Here is a 15,222-nt window from a genome sequence, read left to right as displayed (position 1 = left end):
ACCCAAGCAGTGAAGCGCGACCGATGAGCACGATCGATACCGGCCTGACGCTGCTGCGAAGCGCTGCCGGCCGCGTCTCCGCCGCCAATGGCTGGATGGGCAACGCGTTCAAGGGCTGGATGCCGACCGGCCTCTACGCCCGCGCGCTCCTCATCATGATCGTGCCGATGGTGGTGCTGCAATCGGTCGTCGCCTTCGTGTTCATGGAACGGCACTGGAACACGGTGACGCGCAGGTTGTCGGCTGCGGTGGTGCAGGACATCGCCGCGCTGATCGACGTCTACAAGGGTTATCCGCAGGACAAGGACCGTGACCAGATCCGCCGCATCGCCCAGCAGCGCCTCGGCCTCGTGGTCGATTTCCTGCCCGCCGGCGACATGCCGCCGCCGGGACCAAAACCGTTCTTCTCGCTGCTCGACCAGACGCTGTCGGTGCAGCTCGGCCGCCAGATCGGGCGCTCGTTCTGGATCGACACGGTCGGCCGCTCCAACCTCGTCGAGATCCGCATCCAGCTCGACGACGCCGTGATGCGCGTGTTCGCGCAGCGCAGCGCCGCCTACGCCTCGAACTCGGAGATCTTCCTGTTCTGGATGGTCGGGACGTCCTCGATCCTCTTGATCGTCGCGGTGCTGTTCCTGCGCAACCAGATCAAGCCAATCCTGCGCCTTGCCGATGCCGCCGAGAGCTTCGGCAAGGGCCGCGAGGCACCGAACTTCCGCCCGAGGGGCGCGCGCGAGGTGCGGCGCGCGGCAGTCGCCTTCCTCGAAATGAAGTCGCGCATCGAGCGCACCATGGAGCAGCGCACCGCGATGCTCGCGGGCGTCAGCCACGATCTGCGTACCATCCTGACCCGCTTCAAGCTCGAGCTGGCGCTGATCGGCGACAGTCCGGAGCTCGAGGGCATGCGCAAGGACGTCGACGAGATGTCGATGATGCTGGAGGATTACCTCGCCTTCGCCCGCGGCGATTCCGGCGAGCAGTCGCAGCCGACCGACATGGCCCAGGCCCTCGAAGAGCTGCGCAGCGATGCCGAACGCCACGGCCACAACGCGACCGTCGCATTCCACGGCCTGCCCGTGGTGACGGTGAAGCCGGCCTCGTTCAAGCGCTGCCTCGCCAACCTCATCACCAACGCGGCACGCTACGGCAGGAACATCGCGATCACCGGCCAGCGCGATCACCGTTATTTGACCGTCACGGTCGACGACGACGGCCCGGGCATTCCCGCTCACTTGCGCGAAGAAGTGTTCAAGCCGTTCCTGCGGCTCGACAACGCCCGCAACCAGGACGAAGGCGGCACCGGCCTCGGCCTTGCCATCGCCCGCGACATCGCCCGCTCGCATGGCGGCGACATCACGCTCGGCGACAGCCCGATGGGGGGATTGAGGGCGAGCGTGCGGATTCCGGTGTAGGCTGCTCTTCACCTTCTCCCCTTGTGGGAGAAGGTGGCGCGAAGCGCCGGATGAGGGGTATCTCTCCGCGCGTGCAAGTCTCATTTGAATTCGCGGAGAGAAACCCCTCACCCGTCTCGCCGCTAACGCGGCGAGCCACCCTCTCCCACAAGGGGAGAGGGGAGGAAGACAAACCTACTTCGGCAGCAGCGCCTTCAGCTTGTCCATGTCGCGCACGTTCATCTTGAAGCCGCCGGGCATCACGATGTCGCCGGGCTTCTGGTCCGGCTTGCAGGCGCCCAGCCACTTGGCTTGCAGTGTCATGGTGCTATCGCGGCCGGCCGCGCCGGCGACGCCGCCTTGCGCGTGCGAGGTGGTCTTCACCGTGTAGGCCGAGTTGAAATCGCCCGTGATCTCGGCATGCGACGTCGTGCTGACACCCGCGACGTTGCACTCGGAATCGCTGACATAGCCGGTCGCAGTCTTCTTGATCTCCTGCCTGGCGCAGATCTGCTTGGCCATCGGGGAGACGTTGTTGCTCATCTCCTTGTCGACGGTCTCGTCGGTGCAGTGCTGCATGGTCATCTCGGGCATGGGCGAGCCGGTCGTGACCAGCTTCATTTCCCAAAGACCAGCCTTTCGTACCGGCAAATCGTCGGCGCTCGCGGTACCTGCCGACAACACGAGACAAATGGCCGCGCCGAGCAAAGCGAGTTTGCGCGTCATGTGGGAGACTCCCGGCTGAGAGTGCCGACCTTCGACAGCGCCTCAGTACAGCGTGCGGATCGGCTGCTCGGCGGCACCATAGGGCACCCAGCGGCAGGCGAACGAGATGTAGCCGCCGTCATAGCCCTGCACCGCGAGGAATTTGGCGACCTTGCCGTAGCGTGCGCAGTGATCGACCGCGACTTGACGCGCGTCGACCTGGGTCGCCATCGAATAGGCGATGATCCCGCCGGTGTCGTTACCCTTGAACGGCGGCACCGGAAGGATGTCGGCCCGCGCCGACTGGCTCGCCATCAGACCCAGGGCAAGAAGGCCAGCGGCCGCAATGATTCGCATTCCCGTCACTCCAATTGGCTGGCGCCAGTCTACGGTGCCGGGATGGAAGTGAAAAGAACAGAAGCCCGGTTGGCCGCGACGTCCCGGTCAACTCCTGGCCAAGTGTTGCCGCGCTGCACTTGACCTCCCCCGGCCTTCGCGGCACCGTCTGAACTTCGCAAGACTTGAGCTGTCTGGATTGACCATGCGCGCCCCCTCCCCGAAATCGCTTCGCTTTGCCGCCCTGCTCGGCCTCATTTTCGGGGCGCTGTCGCTCGGCGAGGCCAGGGCCGCCAATCCACTCGAGCTGAATTTCTGGCTGAGCGGACCGCGCTACGACGGCGCCGTCGTCGATTGCGACAAGGCCCTGCCGACGATCGCCACCCAGTTCTGGGAAAAAGAGAGCTCGTTCTGGAATTCCTCGTTGAAGATCACCAGCTTCTCCGCCGTTCGCGAGGTCGCCTTCAGGCCCTGGCAGTCCGACAACATTCCGCGCCGCTTTTGCACCGGCGAGGCCATGCTCAATGACGGCAAGGTGCGCAAGGTGCACTTCTCGATCATGGAGGATGGCGGCTTTGCCGGCTACGGCGACGGTGTCGAGTGGTGCGTGGTCGGGCTCGACCGCAACTGGGCCTACAATCCGGCCTGCCGCGCCGCCAAGCCCTGATCCGAAGAACGCCTGATTCGGTTGATCATCCGTCAGATGACGGCGGCCTCGAATTTTGTTCTTGAAATGTTCTCTTTGCCTGCTAGGCTGCGCGCACAGTCTAGTTGAGGGGCGTTGCCATGTTTCATCCCAGATTGCGTTCGTTGTCCCGTCTGATGATCTCGCTGACCCTCGCCGCCGGGCTGGCAACGCTCGCCGGCGGCGCGAAAGCCCAGGACAAGCGGCAGAACGCGCCGGGCGAGTTCGACTTCTATGTGCTCGCGCTGTCGTGGTCGCCCTCGTTCTGCGAAGAGGCGGCCGAGCGCGGCGGCCGCTCCCAGATCCAGTGCGGCGGACGGCCCTACGCTTTCGTCGTGCATGGGCTGTGGCCGCAATATGAGAACGGCTTCCCGGAATATTGCCAGCGCCCGGCGCCGCGGCTGAACCGCAACATCGTGTCATCGATGCTCGATTTGATGCCGGCGCCGGGCCTGATCTTCAACGAGTGGGACAAGCATGGCACCTGCTCCGGGCTCGAGGGCCGCAGCTATTTCGAGACGATCCGGAAAGCGCGCGCCACGATCAAGATCCCGGCCGACTATCTCGATCTGTCGCAGGCCAAGACCGTGGCGCCGGCGGAAGTCGAGGAGGCCTTCATCAAGGCCAATCCGGGCCTCAGCAATGCCAGCATCTCGGTCACCTGCAACCGGACACGGCTGTCCGAGGTCCGCATCTGCCTCAGCAAGGACCTGCAATTCCGCGCCTGCGACGAGATCGAGCGCCGCGCCTGCCGCCGCGACCAGGTGACGATGCCGCCGATCAGGGGCGGTTGAGGCCGGCTGCTCCGATCGTCGTTTCGAGGCGCGCATCGCGCGAACTATGATGCGCAGCGTCGCGCGATGTCGTAACTCTCCGCCATGAACTACCGCCACGCCTTCCACGCCGGCAGCTTCGCCGATGTCATCAAGCACATCGTGCTGGCGCGCATCCTCACTTATCTGCAGGACAAGCCGGCGGCGTTCCGCGTCATCGACACCCATGCCGGCGCCGGCCTCTACGATCTCGACAGCGACGAGGCGCGCCGGGGCGGCGAATGGCTGACCGGCATTGCGCGGCTGCTGCAGGCGCGCCTGTCGAACGAGACCGCGGCGCTGACCAAGCCCTATCTCGACATCGTCCGCGCCTTCAATCCGAAGGGCGAGCTCAAGGCCTATCCGGGCTCGCCGTTGATCGCGCGCGGCCTGCTCAGGCCGCAGGACCGGCTCGTCGCATGCGAGCTCGAGCCGAAGGCGCGGAAAGCGCTGATCGACGTGCTGCGCCGCGACGAGCAGGCCCGCGTGGTCGATCTCGACGGCTGGGTGGCACTGCCGGCCTTCGTGCCGCCGAAGGAGCGGCGCGGCCTCGTGCTGATCGACCCGCCCTTCGAGGCCAAGGACGAGTTCGAGCGGCTCGGCGAAGCCTTCTCGGCGGCTTTCGCGAAATGGCCAACCGGTATCTATGTAATTTGGTACCCGGCCAAGAACCGGCGCGCCACCGATACGCTGGCCCAGACGGTCGTGCGGCTCGCAGCTGCAGCAAAGCCCCCCGGGAAATGCCTGCGCCTCGAATTCAGCGTCGCGCCGCAGGCCGACAGAGCCGCCCTCACTTCCACCGGGCTCTTGATCGTCAATCCGCCCTATACGCTGCACGGCGAGCTCAAGACCATTCTGCCCGAACTGGAAATGCCGCTCGGCCAGGGCGGAGCTGCCAGATTCCGATTGGAGGTGCCCAAGCCTTAAAGCCAAGCCGTAACACTCCGGCATTCTTGGGAAAAATATGCAGGACCGGTAGTCAATCTGCAACGAACCGTATTATGCTGTTTCCGTGACTGGCTTTACGTTCCGCTTCCGCGAATGGTTGCGGCGGAGTGAAGGCCTAAGAAAGATCCGGCCGGACCGATGAGGTCCGTCCAAGGATGGCCAGCTCCCGGGCTCCGTAAGGCCCGGTCATGTCGTGACGTGAGTCTGCGTCGCGGCGGAGGAGCAATGAGGGGGAGTTTCCCGATGGCCATGACGGGAACGGTCAAGTTCTTCAACGGCGAGCGCGGCTACGGCTTCATCAAGCCTGACGACGGCGGTCGCGATGTCTTCGTTCACATCACCGCTGTGGAGCGGGCGGGACTGAAGGACCTTGCCGAAGGACAGCGTATCACTTTCGAAGTCGAACCGGACAAGAAGGGGAAAGGCCCGAAGGCGGTCAATTTGGTGATCCTCGCCTAGCGAGCCTAGCGCAAAAAAATCCCGACCGCGAGCGGCCGGGAGGCTGGTCCGGTATTTTCTTCTTGAGACGTCAGAAGTGATAGTTCACGCCTGCGCGGACAACGCTGGCGCTATAGCCGTTGGACACGCCCGTAATCGCGAACTGACTCGTGGACAGATCGATGTAGAGATATTCGAGCTTGACGCTCCAGTTCGGCGCGAGGCCCACTTCCGCGCCGGCACCGATGGTCCAGCCCGCCGTGGTGTGCGATTCCGTCCAGCCGAAGGTCTGCCCACGCAGCTCGCCGAACGCAAGACCGGCGGTGCCGTAGAACAGCACGTTGCTGAACGCGTATCCCGCGCGGCCGCGCAGGGTGCCGAACCACGGATTGGAGAATTTCCACGGCGCGAAGGTGTCGTCGGCGCCGGCAGCCTGGATGTCGCCCTCGACACCGAACACCCACGGGCCGTTCTGGAAATTGTAGCCGGCTTGCACACCGCCGACGAAGCCCGACGGCTTCGAGGGGTTGTTGTCCACCGAGCCCCATTCATAGCCGATGTTGCCGCCGAGATAGGGACCTGCCCAGCTATAGGCATTGAGCGGCTGGTTGACGGTATAGGGCGCACGTTGCCCATAACTGAGATCGGCGGCTTCTGCCGAAGCCGTCCAGCCGGCCGCAACCAACGCGGCCGCGCCCACAACGAGCCCCTTCATCACTCACTCCAACGCAACTGTCGCAACCTGCGCGATGCCTGCGGCGCCGCGCCGGCCCTGCATGGTTACGGAACCAAGAACTTTTCGCGTAGGATTTATCGAGAGTTTTAAGTTAAAGGGCTGTTAAGTCGGGTTACTGCGCTGTTAACAGACTTAAGGAAGCGTTACCGGGACCTGTGCGTGCGGCAGGGCCGGAACTTCAAATCGACACCCCCAGCGCCTAAATTCGTCCTCATGGTTCACGATTCCACCGACAATCCGGACGACGCACGCGCGCGCAAATCCCGGCGCGGCATGGCACCGGATGGCCCGCCCCAGGAGATCCAACAGGAGACGGCGCCGCCGGACCTCGATCCCGCCAGCGCAAGCGGCGACGACGAGGACGATGCGCGGCTGCCTGATATCCTGGAGGAGAGTGGCGCCGTCGGCGAAGGCCCGCTCGCGACCGGCCACGAGGCGATCGAACGCGCGGTTCGGCTCGCCCCCACCTCGCCCGGCGTCTATCGCATGCTCAATGCGAATTCCGACGTGCTCTATGTCGGCAAGGCCAAGAACGTCAAAAAGCGCCTGTCCAGCTATGCGCGCCAGAGTGCGCCGCTGCCGGCCCGCATCCTGCGCATGATCGCCGCCACCGTCACCGTGGAGATCGTCTCGACCAACACCGAGACCGAGGCGCTGCTGCTCGAGGCGAACCTCATCAAGCAGCTGCGGCCGCGCTTCAATGTGCAGCTGCGCGACGACAAGTCGTTTCCCTATATCCTGATCACCGGCGATCATTGGGCGCCGCAGATCCTGAAACATCGCGGCGCGCAGACCCGGCCCGGGCGCTATTTCGGCCCGTTCGCCTCCGCGGGCGCGGTCAATCGAACCATCACGGCGCTGCAGCGCGCATTCCTGATCCGCTCCTGCACCGATTCCTTCTTCGAGAGCCGCACCCGGCCCTGCCTGCTCTACCAGATCCGCCGCTGCGCCGGCCCCTGCACCCGCGAGATCGATTTTCCCGGCTATACGACGCTGGTGCGCGAGGCGACCGACTTCCTCTCCGGCAAAAGCCATGCGGTGAAGCAGGAGCTTGCCGGGGAGATGGAGAAGGCGGCCAACGAGCTCGAATTCGAGCGCGCCGCGCTCTACCGCGACCGCCTTGCTGCGCTCTCGGCGATCCAGTCGCAGCAGGGCATCAATCCGCGCACGGTGGAAGAAGCCGACGTGTTCGCCATCCACCAGGAGGGTGGCTTCTCCTGCGTCGAGGTCTTCTTCTTCCGCACCGGCCAGAACTGGGGCAACCGCGCCTATTTCCCACGCGCGGAAAAGACCTTTACGCCGGAAGAAGTGCTCGGCTCGTTCCTCGCCCAGTTCTACGACGACAAGCCGCCGCCGAGGAACATCCTGCTGTCGCACGAGATCGAGGAGAGCGAGCTGCTCGCCAATGCGCTGTCGATCAAGGCCGGCCACAAGGTCGAGGTCACGGCGCCCAAGCGCGGCGAGAAGAAGGAGCTCGTCACCCACGCGCTGACCAATGCGCGCGAGGCGCTCGGCCGCAAGCTCGCGGACACCGCGACGCAAGGCCGCCTGCTGGACGCCATGGCCGCGACGTTGAACCTGCCGCACCCGCCCAAGCGCATCGAGGTCTACGACAACAGCCACATCCAGGGCACCAATGCGGTCGGCGCCATGATCGTCGCGGGGCCCGACGGCTTCGTGAAGAACCAGTACCGCAAGTTCAACATCAAGTCGGAAGGACTGACGCCCGGCGACGATTACGCCATGATGCGCGAAGTGCTGGAGCGCCGCTTCAAGCGCCTGATCAATCCGCCCGAGGAGGGTGCAGCCAAGGCAAAGGACGACGACTTCCCGCAATGGCCCGACCTCGTGATCATCGACGGCGGCCGCGGGCAGCTCAACGCCGTCCGCGAGATCTTTGCAAATCTCGGCCTGACGCAGGTGTCGCTGATGTCGGTCGCCAAGGGACCGGACCGGGATGCCGGCCGCGAGACCCTGTTCATGCCGGAACGCGAGGCCATCAAGCTCGAACCGCGCGATCCCGTGCTCTATTTCATTCAGCGCCTGCGCGACGAGGCTCACCGCTTCGTCATCGGTTCGCACCGCAAGCTGCGCAAGAAGGACATCCGCGAGGCCGGCTTGCAGGAGATTCCGGGCATCGGCCCGTCCCGCAAACGTGCCTTGCTACATCATTTCGGGACCCTGAAGGAGATCGAGCGGGCCTCGATCGCCGATCTCGGCAAGGTTCCGGGGGTGAGCGCCGAGAGCGCCCGCAGGATTTTCGAGTATTTCCATCCCCAGCCGGGATGAACTAAAGGGGGACCCAAAGGGAGCCTTGGTCATATGGTCGTCGTATCCCGCACCCATCTGGGAAGCGGAACGGTTGACCTTCAGGCCCGAGCGGTATTGGTAGGACGGATGAACATCGCCACGACACGAGGGACGACGAGGCGCGCGATGTCCCTCCCGAACATCCTGACCTATGGCCGGATCGCCGCGATTCCGGTCGTGGTCGGATGCATTTACGCGCAGTCCATCCTGGATCAGCCGCTGTGGCTGCGCTGGGTCGCGGTCGCCATCTTCATTGCGGCTGCGGTCACCGACTACCTCGACGGCTATTACGCGCGGATCTGGAATCAGCAATCGGCATTCGGCCGGATGCTCGATCCGATCGCCGACAAGCTGCTGGTCGCCTCCTGCCTGCTGATGCTCGCCGCCGACGGCATCATCCACGGCTGGTCGCTGTGGGCCGCCATCGTGATCCTGTGCCGCGAGATCCTGGTCTCGGGCCTCCGCGAATACCTCGCTGCGCTCCGCGTCAGCGTGCCCGTGACCAAGCTTGCGAAGTGGAAGACCACGGTCCAGCTGGTTGCGATCGGCTTCCTGCTCGCCGGCCCGGCTGGCGACGAGGTGCTGCCCATCGTCTCGATGATCGGGCTGGCGCTGCTGTGGGCCTCGGCGATCCTCACCATCTACACCGGCTACGACTATTTCCGTGCGGGAATCCATCACCTCATCAAGGAGGACGAGGGATGAAGGTGAAGTATTTCGCCTGGGTGCGCGAGCGCGTCGGCAAGGCCGAGGAGACGATCGAGCCGCCCCCGAACGTGCGCACCGTCGAGGAACTGATCGCCTGGCTGTCCGGCCAGGGCGAGGCTTATGCGTATGCATTCGAGAAGCCAAAGGTGATCCGCACAGCGATCGACCACGCCCACGTCAAATCAGACGCCGCGATCGCGGGCGCCCGTGAGATCGCGTTCTTCCCGCCGATGACCGGCGGCTAGGCTCATGACCTGCCCCGTCACCATCCGCATCCAGGAGGGCGATTTCGACATCGCGCGCGAGATCGCGCTCCTGACGAACAGCCACACTGACATCGGCGCGGTCGTGAGCTTCTCCGGCATCTGCCGCGCCGACGAGGACAGTGCCAAGGTCGCCGCGCTGACGCTCGAACATTATCCGGGCATGGCAGAAGAAGAGATCGGGCGCCATGTCGACGAGGCGACCTCGCGGTGGCCGCTGAACGGCGTCACGGTGATTCACCGCGTCGGCCGCTTCATGCCGGGCCAGAACATCGTGCTGGTGCTGACCGCCTCGCAGCACCGACAGGCCGCGTTCCAGGCGGCCGAGTTCCTGATGGACTATCTCAAGACCAGTGCGCCGTTCTGGAAGAAGGAAGAGAGCGCCACCGGCACGGGCTGGGTCGAGGCCCACGCCCGCGACGACGAAGCCGCCGCGCGCTGGACCAAATCCTGATGGCAAGAGCAACCAAGAAGACTGCGCGCAGCCGCGCCGCGCCAAAGCTCGCGAAAGTCGGACGCGGCGAGCTCCTCACGCTGCTCGATTTCGTCCGCTATGCGGTGAGCCGCTTCAATGAAGCCAAGCTCGCTTTTGCCCACGGCACGACCGATCCGGTCGCCGAAGCCGCCTTTCTGGTCTGCGAGGCGCTGCATCTGCATCCCGAACAGCTCGAGAGCTTCGCCAACGCGCGCGTCACGGCCGCGGAAGGCAAGACCGTCCTCGATCTGATCCACCAACGCGTGACCACGCGCAAACCGGCCGCCTATCTCGTCAACAAGATCTACATGCGCGGCCTGCCCTTCTATGTCGACGAGCGCGTCATTGTTCCGCGCTCCTTCATCGGCGAGCTCCTGGATTCGCATTTCGGCGGCGACGGCGAGGCCGGCTCGCTGATCGACGATCCCACCACCGTCGGGCGCGTGCTCGATCTCTGCACGGGGTCGGGGTGCCTCGCCATCCTCGCCGCGCATCATTTCCCGAATGCCATTGTTGATGCCGTCGACATCTCCAAGGGCGCGCTCGAAGTCGCCGCACGGAACGTCGGCGAGTTCGGGCTGGAGGACCGCATCAGCCTGTATCGCGGCGACCTGTTCGCCCCGCTCGGCGACAACAGATACGATCTGATCATCACCAACCCGCCTTACGTCGATGCCGAAGGCATGGCCGCGCTTCCGCCGGAATGCCGGGCCGAGCCCAAGCTCGCCTTCGACGGCGGCGCCGACGGCCTCGATGTGGTGCGCCGCATCCTGCGCGATGCGCCCGATCACCTGACGCCGGATGGCGGGTTGATCTGCGAGATCGGCCGCGGCCGCGAGCCGGTCGACGAAGCCTTTCCGGAGCTGCCGCTGCTCTGGCTGGACACCGAGGATTCCGAGGGCGAGGTGTTCTGGATCGCAGCCGCCGATCTCGGCTGATTCAGCACGACGGATCCCGCTCCGTCGGAACAAGTCAAATACCGCCACGTTCATCCCCCGAGGAATTTTCTCGCTCTCGGAGGATGTCCGTATGCTCGCGCCATCGGGCGAATTGCTACGCGCCGGCATGGCGCTCAAGCTCAATCACGTCAAACGCGCCGCCCAATCCTATTTGCGCGACCAGACCGGCCGCGCAACCGGCAGGATGACATCCTACGCGGTGGCCGGCGGACTGTTCGCGGTCGCGGGCCTGTTCGTTGTCGCGGCATTTTTCGTCGGACTGATCGCCCTGTACCGCTGGCTCGCGATCACTTACGGCCAATTCTGGGGTCTTGGTGCCGTCGGCGCAGTGCTGCTGGTGCTGGCTGCGGTCTGCGCCGGGGTGGCCATGGCCGAGATGAAACGCAAGGCCAAGCCGGTCGTGCCGCTTGCGAGCCGCCTGCGCGTGGCGATCGCGACGCCGCGGATCCCACGTGGAACGGTCAAGCAGGCGGTGAAGGAGGTCGCAACGACGATTCCCCTCGTGCCGCTTGCGCCGGGTGAACGTGGTCATGGCAGCAAGGCTCATGACGGCAAGCCTTATGGCGGCAAGATTTGGCCGGTCCGCGCCAACCGCCCCGTGCAACTCGGCCTGATGCTCGCAGCCGTCGGCTTGGTCGGGCTCACGGCCGCCCGCCGGCGGCGCCACAGGCACAGTCTGGATGCGTGATGCCGGCGCGGCGCTCCGAGCAGATCGACTCCTGGCTGCTGGTGGCGGCGACGACCGTCTTCGTGCTGACGGCGGAACGCTACTTTCAGGACTCGGGCCTGATCCGGTCGGGGCCCCCGCAAGACCACCGCAAAGGCGAAGCGAATTCGCCGGAAACGCACCCGGCCGGCGCGGCGACGCAGCCCGGCAGGGGCCGCCATGCGAAGAGCCCGCTCACGATCCCCTGGGCGGGTTGGAAGGATATCTTCTGGCGGACCTATCAGCGCATCGACGAGGATCGCCTGCTCGCGACGGCGGGCGGCGTCGTCTTCTTCGGGCTGCTCGCCATCTTCCCCGCAGTCACGGCGCTCGTCTCCTCTTATGGCCTGTTCGCCAACCCGGCGACGATCAGCGCCAACCTCCATACGCTTGCGACCATGCTGCCCGAGGGCTCGTTCCAGATCGTCGAGGACCAGGTCGCGCGCGTGGTGTCGAACGGCACCGCCACGCTGGGTGTCACGTTCCTGTTCGGCCTGCTGCTTGCGATCTGGAGTGCCAATGCCGGTGTCAAGGCGATCTTCGACGCCCTCAACGTCGCCTACGAGGAACGCGAGAAGCGCAGCTTCATCCGGCTGAACTTGGTCTCGCTGGCCTTTACCGTCGGCGGCATCGTGGCGCTGCTGTTGATGGTGGGGGCCGTCGTCGCCTTCCCGCTTGCGCTCAATCATCTCGGCCTGGCGCCTGAAAGCAAGCTGATCGTGGCGCTGGCGCGATGGCCGCTGCTGTTCCTGATCCTGCTCGTCGCACTCGCCATCCTCTACCGCTTCGCTCCCAGCCGTGACGCGCCGCGCTGGCAATGGCTGAGCCTCGGCGCCGTGACGGCCGCGATCCTCTGGATCGCCGGTTCTGCCCTGCTCTCCTGGTATCTCTCGGAATTCGCCAATTACAACGCGACCTACGGCTCTCTGGGCGCTGCGATCGGCCTGATGATGTGGATGTGGATGTCGGCGATCGTCATCATGTTCGGCGCCGAGCTGAACTCGGAGATCGAGCGGCAGACGCTGCGCGACACGACCACCGGGCGGCCGAAACCGCTCGGCACCCGCGAAGCCGTCTCGGCCGACACGGTCGGCGCCACCGCGCCATTTTGATCGGTGGCGGTCAGGCCGGAGCCGGCCCGACCGCATCTTGGGCCATCAGCGCTTGGTGATCACGGCTTCCAGATATTCGCTGTGCACCACGATCGTGCCGTCGTCGGCGTGGTTGAACTCCCCGAGCAGCGCCAGGAGGTCGCGCTTCAGCGCAGCCTGGCCGCTCTCGTCGAGCGCGGCAAACGCCTTCAGCGTAGGCCCGTAGAAGGTCTTGAAGATGTCGAGCCAGTGGTCCGGCGAGCGATAGCGGAACACGAACATGCGCGGCTCGGCGGCAATCTCGGAAGCCTGGCTTCCGAACATCTCTTCCAGCCGCGCTGCCGTGCCCCACAGCGCAGGTGACTTCACCCCCGCCGGCGGCGGCAAATGCCTGCCGATGGTCTTGAACAGCTGGCCGATGAAACCTTCCGGCGTCCAGTTGGCGAGGCCGATTTTGCCGCCGGATCTGCAGACCCGCGCGAGCTCGGAGGCGGCCTTGTCCTGATCCGGCGTGAACATCACGCCGAAGGTCGAGAGCACGACGTCGAAGGTGGCATCGGCAAACGGCAACGCTTCGGCATCCGCCTCGCGGAACTCGACATTGAGATGTTCGGCCGCCGCGCGCTCCTGCCCGCGCTTGAGCAATGCCGGCACGTAGTCGGTGGATGTGACGTCACACCAGCGCCGCGCCGCAGCCAGCGTCGCATTGCCGTTGCCGGCGGCGACGTCGAGCACCTTGCTGCCGGCGCGCAAGTCGATTGCCTCACAGAGCTGTTCGCCGACGATCTGCAAGGTGGTGCCGACAACGGCATAGTCGCCCGACGACCAGGCGCCGTGCTGGCGCTGCTTGACGGCGCCAAGGTCAGGCTGGGATGTGGGCTGCTTGAGGGCTGCGGATGTCGACATGGGCAAATCTCCTGGGGTTGAAAACGCCGGGACGATAGGGCGCATGCGGCCCGCTGGCCTTGAGAGCAGCGTTATTTTGCGCTGAGAACGCCTTGATTTCCGGACGGGAGCCGGCGGCGGGCCTGATGCAGGCTGCCGGACAGTCACTATCCCCTCGAATCAACAATGATGTTAGGGTCATGCATTGCTTGGGGGAGCATGAGCCGTGACGGGTTGGAGCGCGACCCGTGTTTTCCCGGTGAAGCAGTCAGCTCTTGAGGCATAACGCGCGGCATGATTCGCATTTCGACGATCTTCATCGCCATCTGCATGGTCCTGGTCGCGGCCTCGCTCGGGCTCGTGCTGTATTCGGTCGCCGGCATCAGCGGAACGGAATCGGCCATCGTCGCGCTGACCGCGCTGACGTTCCTGATCCTCTACAACGCGGTGTCGATGCGGCTGCGCGACCGCAGCGACGTCGGCGGGCAGATCGCCGACCTCTCGCGGGGCACCGCCGACCTCGCCCGACAGGTGGCCGAGTTCGGCCGCCGGCTTGCCGCGATCGAGGGCCGCATCGCCTCGTCCAATTCGGCCAACTCCGACCGCGTCCAGTCGGTGATCGGCGAGATCAACGAACTCGGCGGATTGGTCAGGCAGCTTGCCACCACCGTGTCGGCCCATGAGGATCTGCTGGCCGGCCACGCGCCGGCCCCCGCCCCGGTCATGAGGCTCGAGCCGGAGACGCCGATCGATTTGGCTGCCTCCTTCGAGGAGAAGCCGGTCGCCGCTTCCCCGCTGCCCGCGCCGCCCCGGCCGGCACCGGCGGTCCAGGCTCAGCCCGCCAACCCGGTTCAGACCGGCAACGGACGCAGCCAGACCCAGTTGCTCGCGACGCTGCGCAATGCAATCGACGAGAACCGCGTCGACATATTCCTGCAGCCGATGGTGACGCTGCCGCAGCGCAAGGTGCGGTTCTACGAGGCGGTGACGCGCCTGCGCGACGAGCGCGACCAGCTGATCGTCGCCGAGGAGTTCATCAGCATCGCGGAAGCCTCCGGCTTGATCGGGCGCATCGACAACATGGTAATGCTGCGCTGCGTGCAGGTGCTGCGGCGCCTGATGGTGCGCAACAAGGACGTCGGCGTGTTCTGCAACCTCGCAGCCTCCACGCTCGGCAATTCCACCACCTTCGCGCAATGCCTCGACTTCCTCGAAGCCAACCGGGCGCTGGCGCCCTCCCTGGTGCTGGAGTTCAAGCAGTCGACGTTCCGCAATCTCGGCCCCGCCGAGACCGAGAATCTCGCGGCGCTCGCCCAGCGCGGCTTCCGTTTCTCGATCGACCATGTCACGGATCTGCGCATCGAGCCGCGCGAACTGGCCGATCGCGGGGTGCGCTTTATCAAGGTGCCGGCCACACTGCTGCTCGATCCCAGGCAGGCCTCGACCTCGGACATCCACCCATCCGATCTCTCCGACCTGCTCGGCCGCTTCGGCATCGACCTGATCGCCGAGCGGATCGAGGGCGAGCGCGCGGTGGTCGACCTGCTCGACTACGATGTGCGCTTCGGACAGGGGTTCCTGTTCGCGCCGCCGCGGCCATTGCGGCCGGAGGGGCCATCTGCTACCGCCGGGGCACCGCCGAACCAGACGAAAGACATTCAGGGACCTCATGCCTCCGGCACACCCAGCTCAGGCGCGACGTCTTCTGCGCCTCCGCCACAACGCATCACCGGCAACGCGGCGCTCGCGCGCCGCATCTGATCGGCCGCGCAGA

At 65.4% G+C, this 15,222-nt stretch carries 17 protein-coding genes; 13 read left to right on the top strand and 4 right to left on the bottom strand.

All coding sequences use genetic code 11. The features are described from left to right. Positions 1-23: 23 nt before the first annotated feature. Positions 24-1,412: an ATP-binding protein gene (locus FJV43_RS22765; protein ID WP_239621179.1), complete on the top strand. Its 1,389-nt coding sequence runs from the start codon at positions 24-26 to the stop codon at positions 1,410-1,412. Between the two features lie 174 nt (positions 1,413-1,586). Here FJV43_RS22765 and FJV43_RS22760 read toward each other — a convergent pair whose 3' ends face one another. Both FJV43_RS22760 and FJV43_RS22755 read right to left on the bottom strand, forming a co-directional pair. Then, positions 1,587-2,117: a DUF3617 family protein gene (locus tag FJV43_RS22760; protein ID WP_239621177.1), complete on the bottom strand. Its 531-nt coding sequence runs from the start codon at positions 2,115-2,117 to the stop codon at positions 1,587-1,589. A 42-nt stretch (positions 2,118-2,159) separates the two neighbouring features. After that, entirely contained in the window at positions 2,160-2,453 is a 294-nt protein-coding gene (locus FJV43_RS22755) for a hypothetical protein (protein WP_239621175.1), read from the bottom strand. Between the two features lie 184 nt (positions 2,454-2,637). Here FJV43_RS22755 and FJV43_RS22750 point away from each other — a divergent pair, with 184 nt between their 5' ends. The 4 genes from FJV43_RS22750 to FJV43_RS22735 all read left to right on the top strand — a co-directional run bounded on the left by FJV43_RS22750 (position 2,638) and on the right by FJV43_RS22735 (position 5,336). Further along, the gene (locus tag FJV43_RS22750; protein ID WP_239621173.1) at positions 2,638-3,099 is read left to right on the top strand and encodes a hypothetical protein; all 462 of its coding nucleotides are present in this window, start codon (positions 2,638-2,640) and stop codon (positions 3,097-3,099) included. Between the two features lie 119 nt (positions 3,100-3,218). Next, positions 3,219-3,911: a ribonuclease T2 gene (locus tag FJV43_RS22745; RefSeq protein ID WP_239621171.1), complete on the top strand. Its 693-nt coding sequence runs from the start codon at positions 3,219-3,221 to the stop codon at positions 3,909-3,911. 84 nt (positions 3,912-3,995) lie between these two features. Further along, entirely contained in the window at positions 3,996-4,856 is an 861-nt protein-coding gene (rlmJ, locus tag FJV43_RS22740) for a 23S rRNA (adenine(2030)-N(6))-methyltransferase RlmJ (RefSeq protein ID WP_239621169.1), read from the top strand. A gap of 264 nt (positions 4,857-5,120) precedes the next feature. Then, positions 5,121-5,336 (top strand): cold-shock protein, encoded by a 216-nt coding sequence (locus tag FJV43_RS22735; protein WP_028176631.1) that lies wholly within the window; start codon positions 5,121-5,123, stop codon positions 5,334-5,336. 70 nt (positions 5,337-5,406) lie between these two features. On the opposite strand, the gene FJV43_RS22730 is transcribed toward FJV43_RS22735, so the two are convergent. Continuing rightward, on the bottom strand, positions 5,407-6,030 hold the full coding sequence (locus FJV43_RS22730) for an outer membrane protein (protein WP_061877423.1): 624 nt from the start codon (positions 6,028-6,030) through the stop codon (positions 5,407-5,409). A 234-nt stretch (positions 6,031-6,264) separates the two neighbouring features. Between FJV43_RS22730 and uvrC the strand changes: the two genes are divergently transcribed. The 7 genes from uvrC (at position 6,265) to FJV43_RS22695 (ending at position 12,584) form a co-directional block, all read left to right on the top strand. Continuing rightward, a complete protein-coding gene (uvrC, locus tag FJV43_RS22725; protein ID WP_239621167.1) occupies positions 6,265-8,340 on the top strand; it encodes an excinuclease ABC subunit UvrC in 2,076 nt (691 codons plus the stop codon). 108 nt (positions 8,341-8,448) lie between these two features. Next, positions 8,449-9,066 carry a CDP-diacylglycerol--glycerol-3-phosphate 3-phosphatidyltransferase gene (gene pgsA, locus FJV43_RS22720; protein ID WP_028176628.1) on the top strand — a complete coding sequence of 206 codons (618 nt, stop codon included), beginning with the start codon at positions 8,449-8,451 and terminating at the stop codon, positions 9,064-9,066. Beyond that, the gene (moaD, locus tag FJV43_RS22715; protein WP_028176627.1) at positions 9,063-9,314 is read left to right on the top strand and encodes a molybdopterin converting factor subunit 1; all 252 of its coding nucleotides are present in this window, start codon (positions 9,063-9,065) and stop codon (positions 9,312-9,314) included. The genes pgsA and moaD overlap by 4 nt, the downstream gene beginning before the upstream one ends. A 4-nt stretch (positions 9,315-9,318) precedes the next feature. Further along, on the top strand, positions 9,319-9,786 hold the full coding sequence (locus FJV43_RS22710) for a molybdenum cofactor biosynthesis protein MoaE (protein ID WP_239621165.1): 468 nt from the start codon (positions 9,319-9,321) through the stop codon (positions 9,784-9,786). Continuing rightward, positions 9,786-10,745 carry a 50S ribosomal protein L3 N(5)-glutamine methyltransferase gene (gene prmB, locus FJV43_RS22705; RefSeq protein WP_239621158.1) on the top strand — a complete coding sequence of 320 codons (960 nt, stop codon included), beginning with the start codon at positions 9,786-9,788 and terminating at the stop codon, positions 10,743-10,745. Before FJV43_RS22710 ends, prmB begins: the two co-directional genes overlap by 1 nt. A 91-nt stretch (positions 10,746-10,836) precedes the next feature. Further along, positions 10,837-11,454, top strand: a complete 618-nt coding sequence (locus FJV43_RS22700) for a phage holin family protein (RefSeq protein WP_239621157.1) — start codon at positions 10,837-10,839, stop codon at positions 11,452-11,454. Beyond that, the gene (locus FJV43_RS22695) at positions 11,454-12,584 is read left to right on the top strand and encodes a YihY/virulence factor BrkB family protein (protein WP_239621155.1); all 1,131 of its coding nucleotides are present in this window, start codon (positions 11,454-11,456) and stop codon (positions 12,582-12,584) included. Before FJV43_RS22700 ends, FJV43_RS22695 begins: the two co-directional genes overlap by 1 nt. 45 nt (positions 12,585-12,629) lie before the next feature. Here the strand turns inward: FJV43_RS22695 and FJV43_RS22690 are convergent, their stop codons facing one another. Next, a complete protein-coding gene (locus FJV43_RS22690) occupies positions 12,630-13,469 on the bottom strand; it encodes a class I SAM-dependent methyltransferase (protein WP_239621153.1) in 840 nt (279 codons plus the stop codon). 273 nt (positions 13,470-13,742) lie between these two features. Between FJV43_RS22690 and FJV43_RS22685 the strand changes: the two genes are divergently transcribed. After that, positions 13,743-15,209 (top strand): EAL domain-containing protein, encoded by a 1,467-nt coding sequence (locus tag FJV43_RS22685; protein ID WP_239621151.1) that lies wholly within the window; start codon positions 13,743-13,745, stop codon positions 15,207-15,209. Positions 15,210-15,222 lie beyond the last annotated feature (13 nt).

It is taken from the genome of Bradyrhizobium sp. I71, from assembly GCF_022354745.1.
Lineage (GTDB): Bacteria > Pseudomonadota > Alphaproteobacteria > Rhizobiales > Xanthobacteraceae > Bradyrhizobium > Bradyrhizobium liaoningense.
This window is presented reverse-complemented; position numbering and strand designations above follow the sequence as displayed.

What these genes read in the sequence shown, in the direction of transcription:
- FJV43_RS22765 (WP_239621179.1), top strand. Translation starts at nt 24, where the DNA reads ATGAGCACGATCGATACCGGCCTGACGCTGCTGCGAAGCGCTGCCGGC.
- FJV43_RS22760 (WP_239621177.1), bottom strand. Translation starts at nt 2,117, where the DNA reads ATGACGCGCAAACTCGCTTTGCTCGGCGCGGCCATTTGTCTCGTGTTG.
- FJV43_RS22755 (WP_239621175.1), bottom strand. Translation starts at nt 2,453, where the DNA reads ATGCGAATCATTGCGGCCGCTGGCCTTCTTGCCCTGGGTCTGATGGCG.
- FJV43_RS22750 (WP_239621173.1), top strand. Translation starts at nt 2,638, where the DNA reads ATGCGCGCCCCCTCCCCGAAATCGCTTCGCTTTGCCGCCCTGCTCGGC.
- FJV43_RS22745 (WP_239621171.1), top strand. Translation starts at nt 3,219, where the DNA reads ATGTTTCATCCCAGATTGCGTTCGTTGTCCCGTCTGATGATCTCGCTG.
- rlmJ (WP_239621169.1), top strand. Translation starts at nt 3,996, where the DNA reads ATGAACTACCGCCACGCCTTCCACGCCGGCAGCTTCGCCGATGTCATC.
- FJV43_RS22735 (WP_028176631.1), top strand. Translation starts at nt 5,121, where the DNA reads ATGGCCATGACGGGAACGGTCAAGTTCTTCAACGGCGAGCGCGGCTAC.
- FJV43_RS22730 (WP_061877423.1), bottom strand. Translation starts at nt 6,030, where the DNA reads ATGAAGGGGCTCGTTGTGGGCGCGGCCGCGTTGGTTGCGGCCGGCTGG.
- uvrC (WP_239621167.1), top strand. Translation starts at nt 6,265, where the DNA reads ATGGTTCACGATTCCACCGACAATCCGGACGACGCACGCGCGCGCAAA.
- pgsA (WP_028176628.1), top strand. Translation starts at nt 8,449, where the DNA reads ATGAACATCGCCACGACACGAGGGACGACGAGGCGCGCGATGTCCCTC.
- moaD (WP_028176627.1), top strand. Translation starts at nt 9,063, where the DNA reads ATGAAGGTGAAGTATTTCGCCTGGGTGCGCGAGCGCGTCGGCAAGGCC.
- FJV43_RS22710 (WP_239621165.1), top strand. Translation starts at nt 9,319, where the DNA reads ATGACCTGCCCCGTCACCATCCGCATCCAGGAGGGCGATTTCGACATC.
- prmB (WP_239621158.1), top strand. Translation starts at nt 9,786, where the DNA reads ATGGCAAGAGCAACCAAGAAGACTGCGCGCAGCCGCGCCGCGCCAAAG.
- FJV43_RS22700 (WP_239621157.1), top strand. Translation starts at nt 10,837, where the DNA reads ATGCTCGCGCCATCGGGCGAATTGCTACGCGCCGGCATGGCGCTCAAG.
- FJV43_RS22695 (WP_239621155.1), top strand. Translation starts at nt 11,454, where the DNA reads ATGCCGGCGCGGCGCTCCGAGCAGATCGACTCCTGGCTGCTGGTGGCG.
- FJV43_RS22690 (WP_239621153.1), bottom strand. Translation starts at nt 13,469, where the DNA reads ATGTCGACATCCGCAGCCCTCAAGCAGCCCACATCCCAGCCTGACCTT.
- FJV43_RS22685 (WP_239621151.1), top strand. Translation starts at nt 13,743, where the DNA reads ATGATTCGCATTTCGACGATCTTCATCGCCATCTGCATGGTCCTGGTC.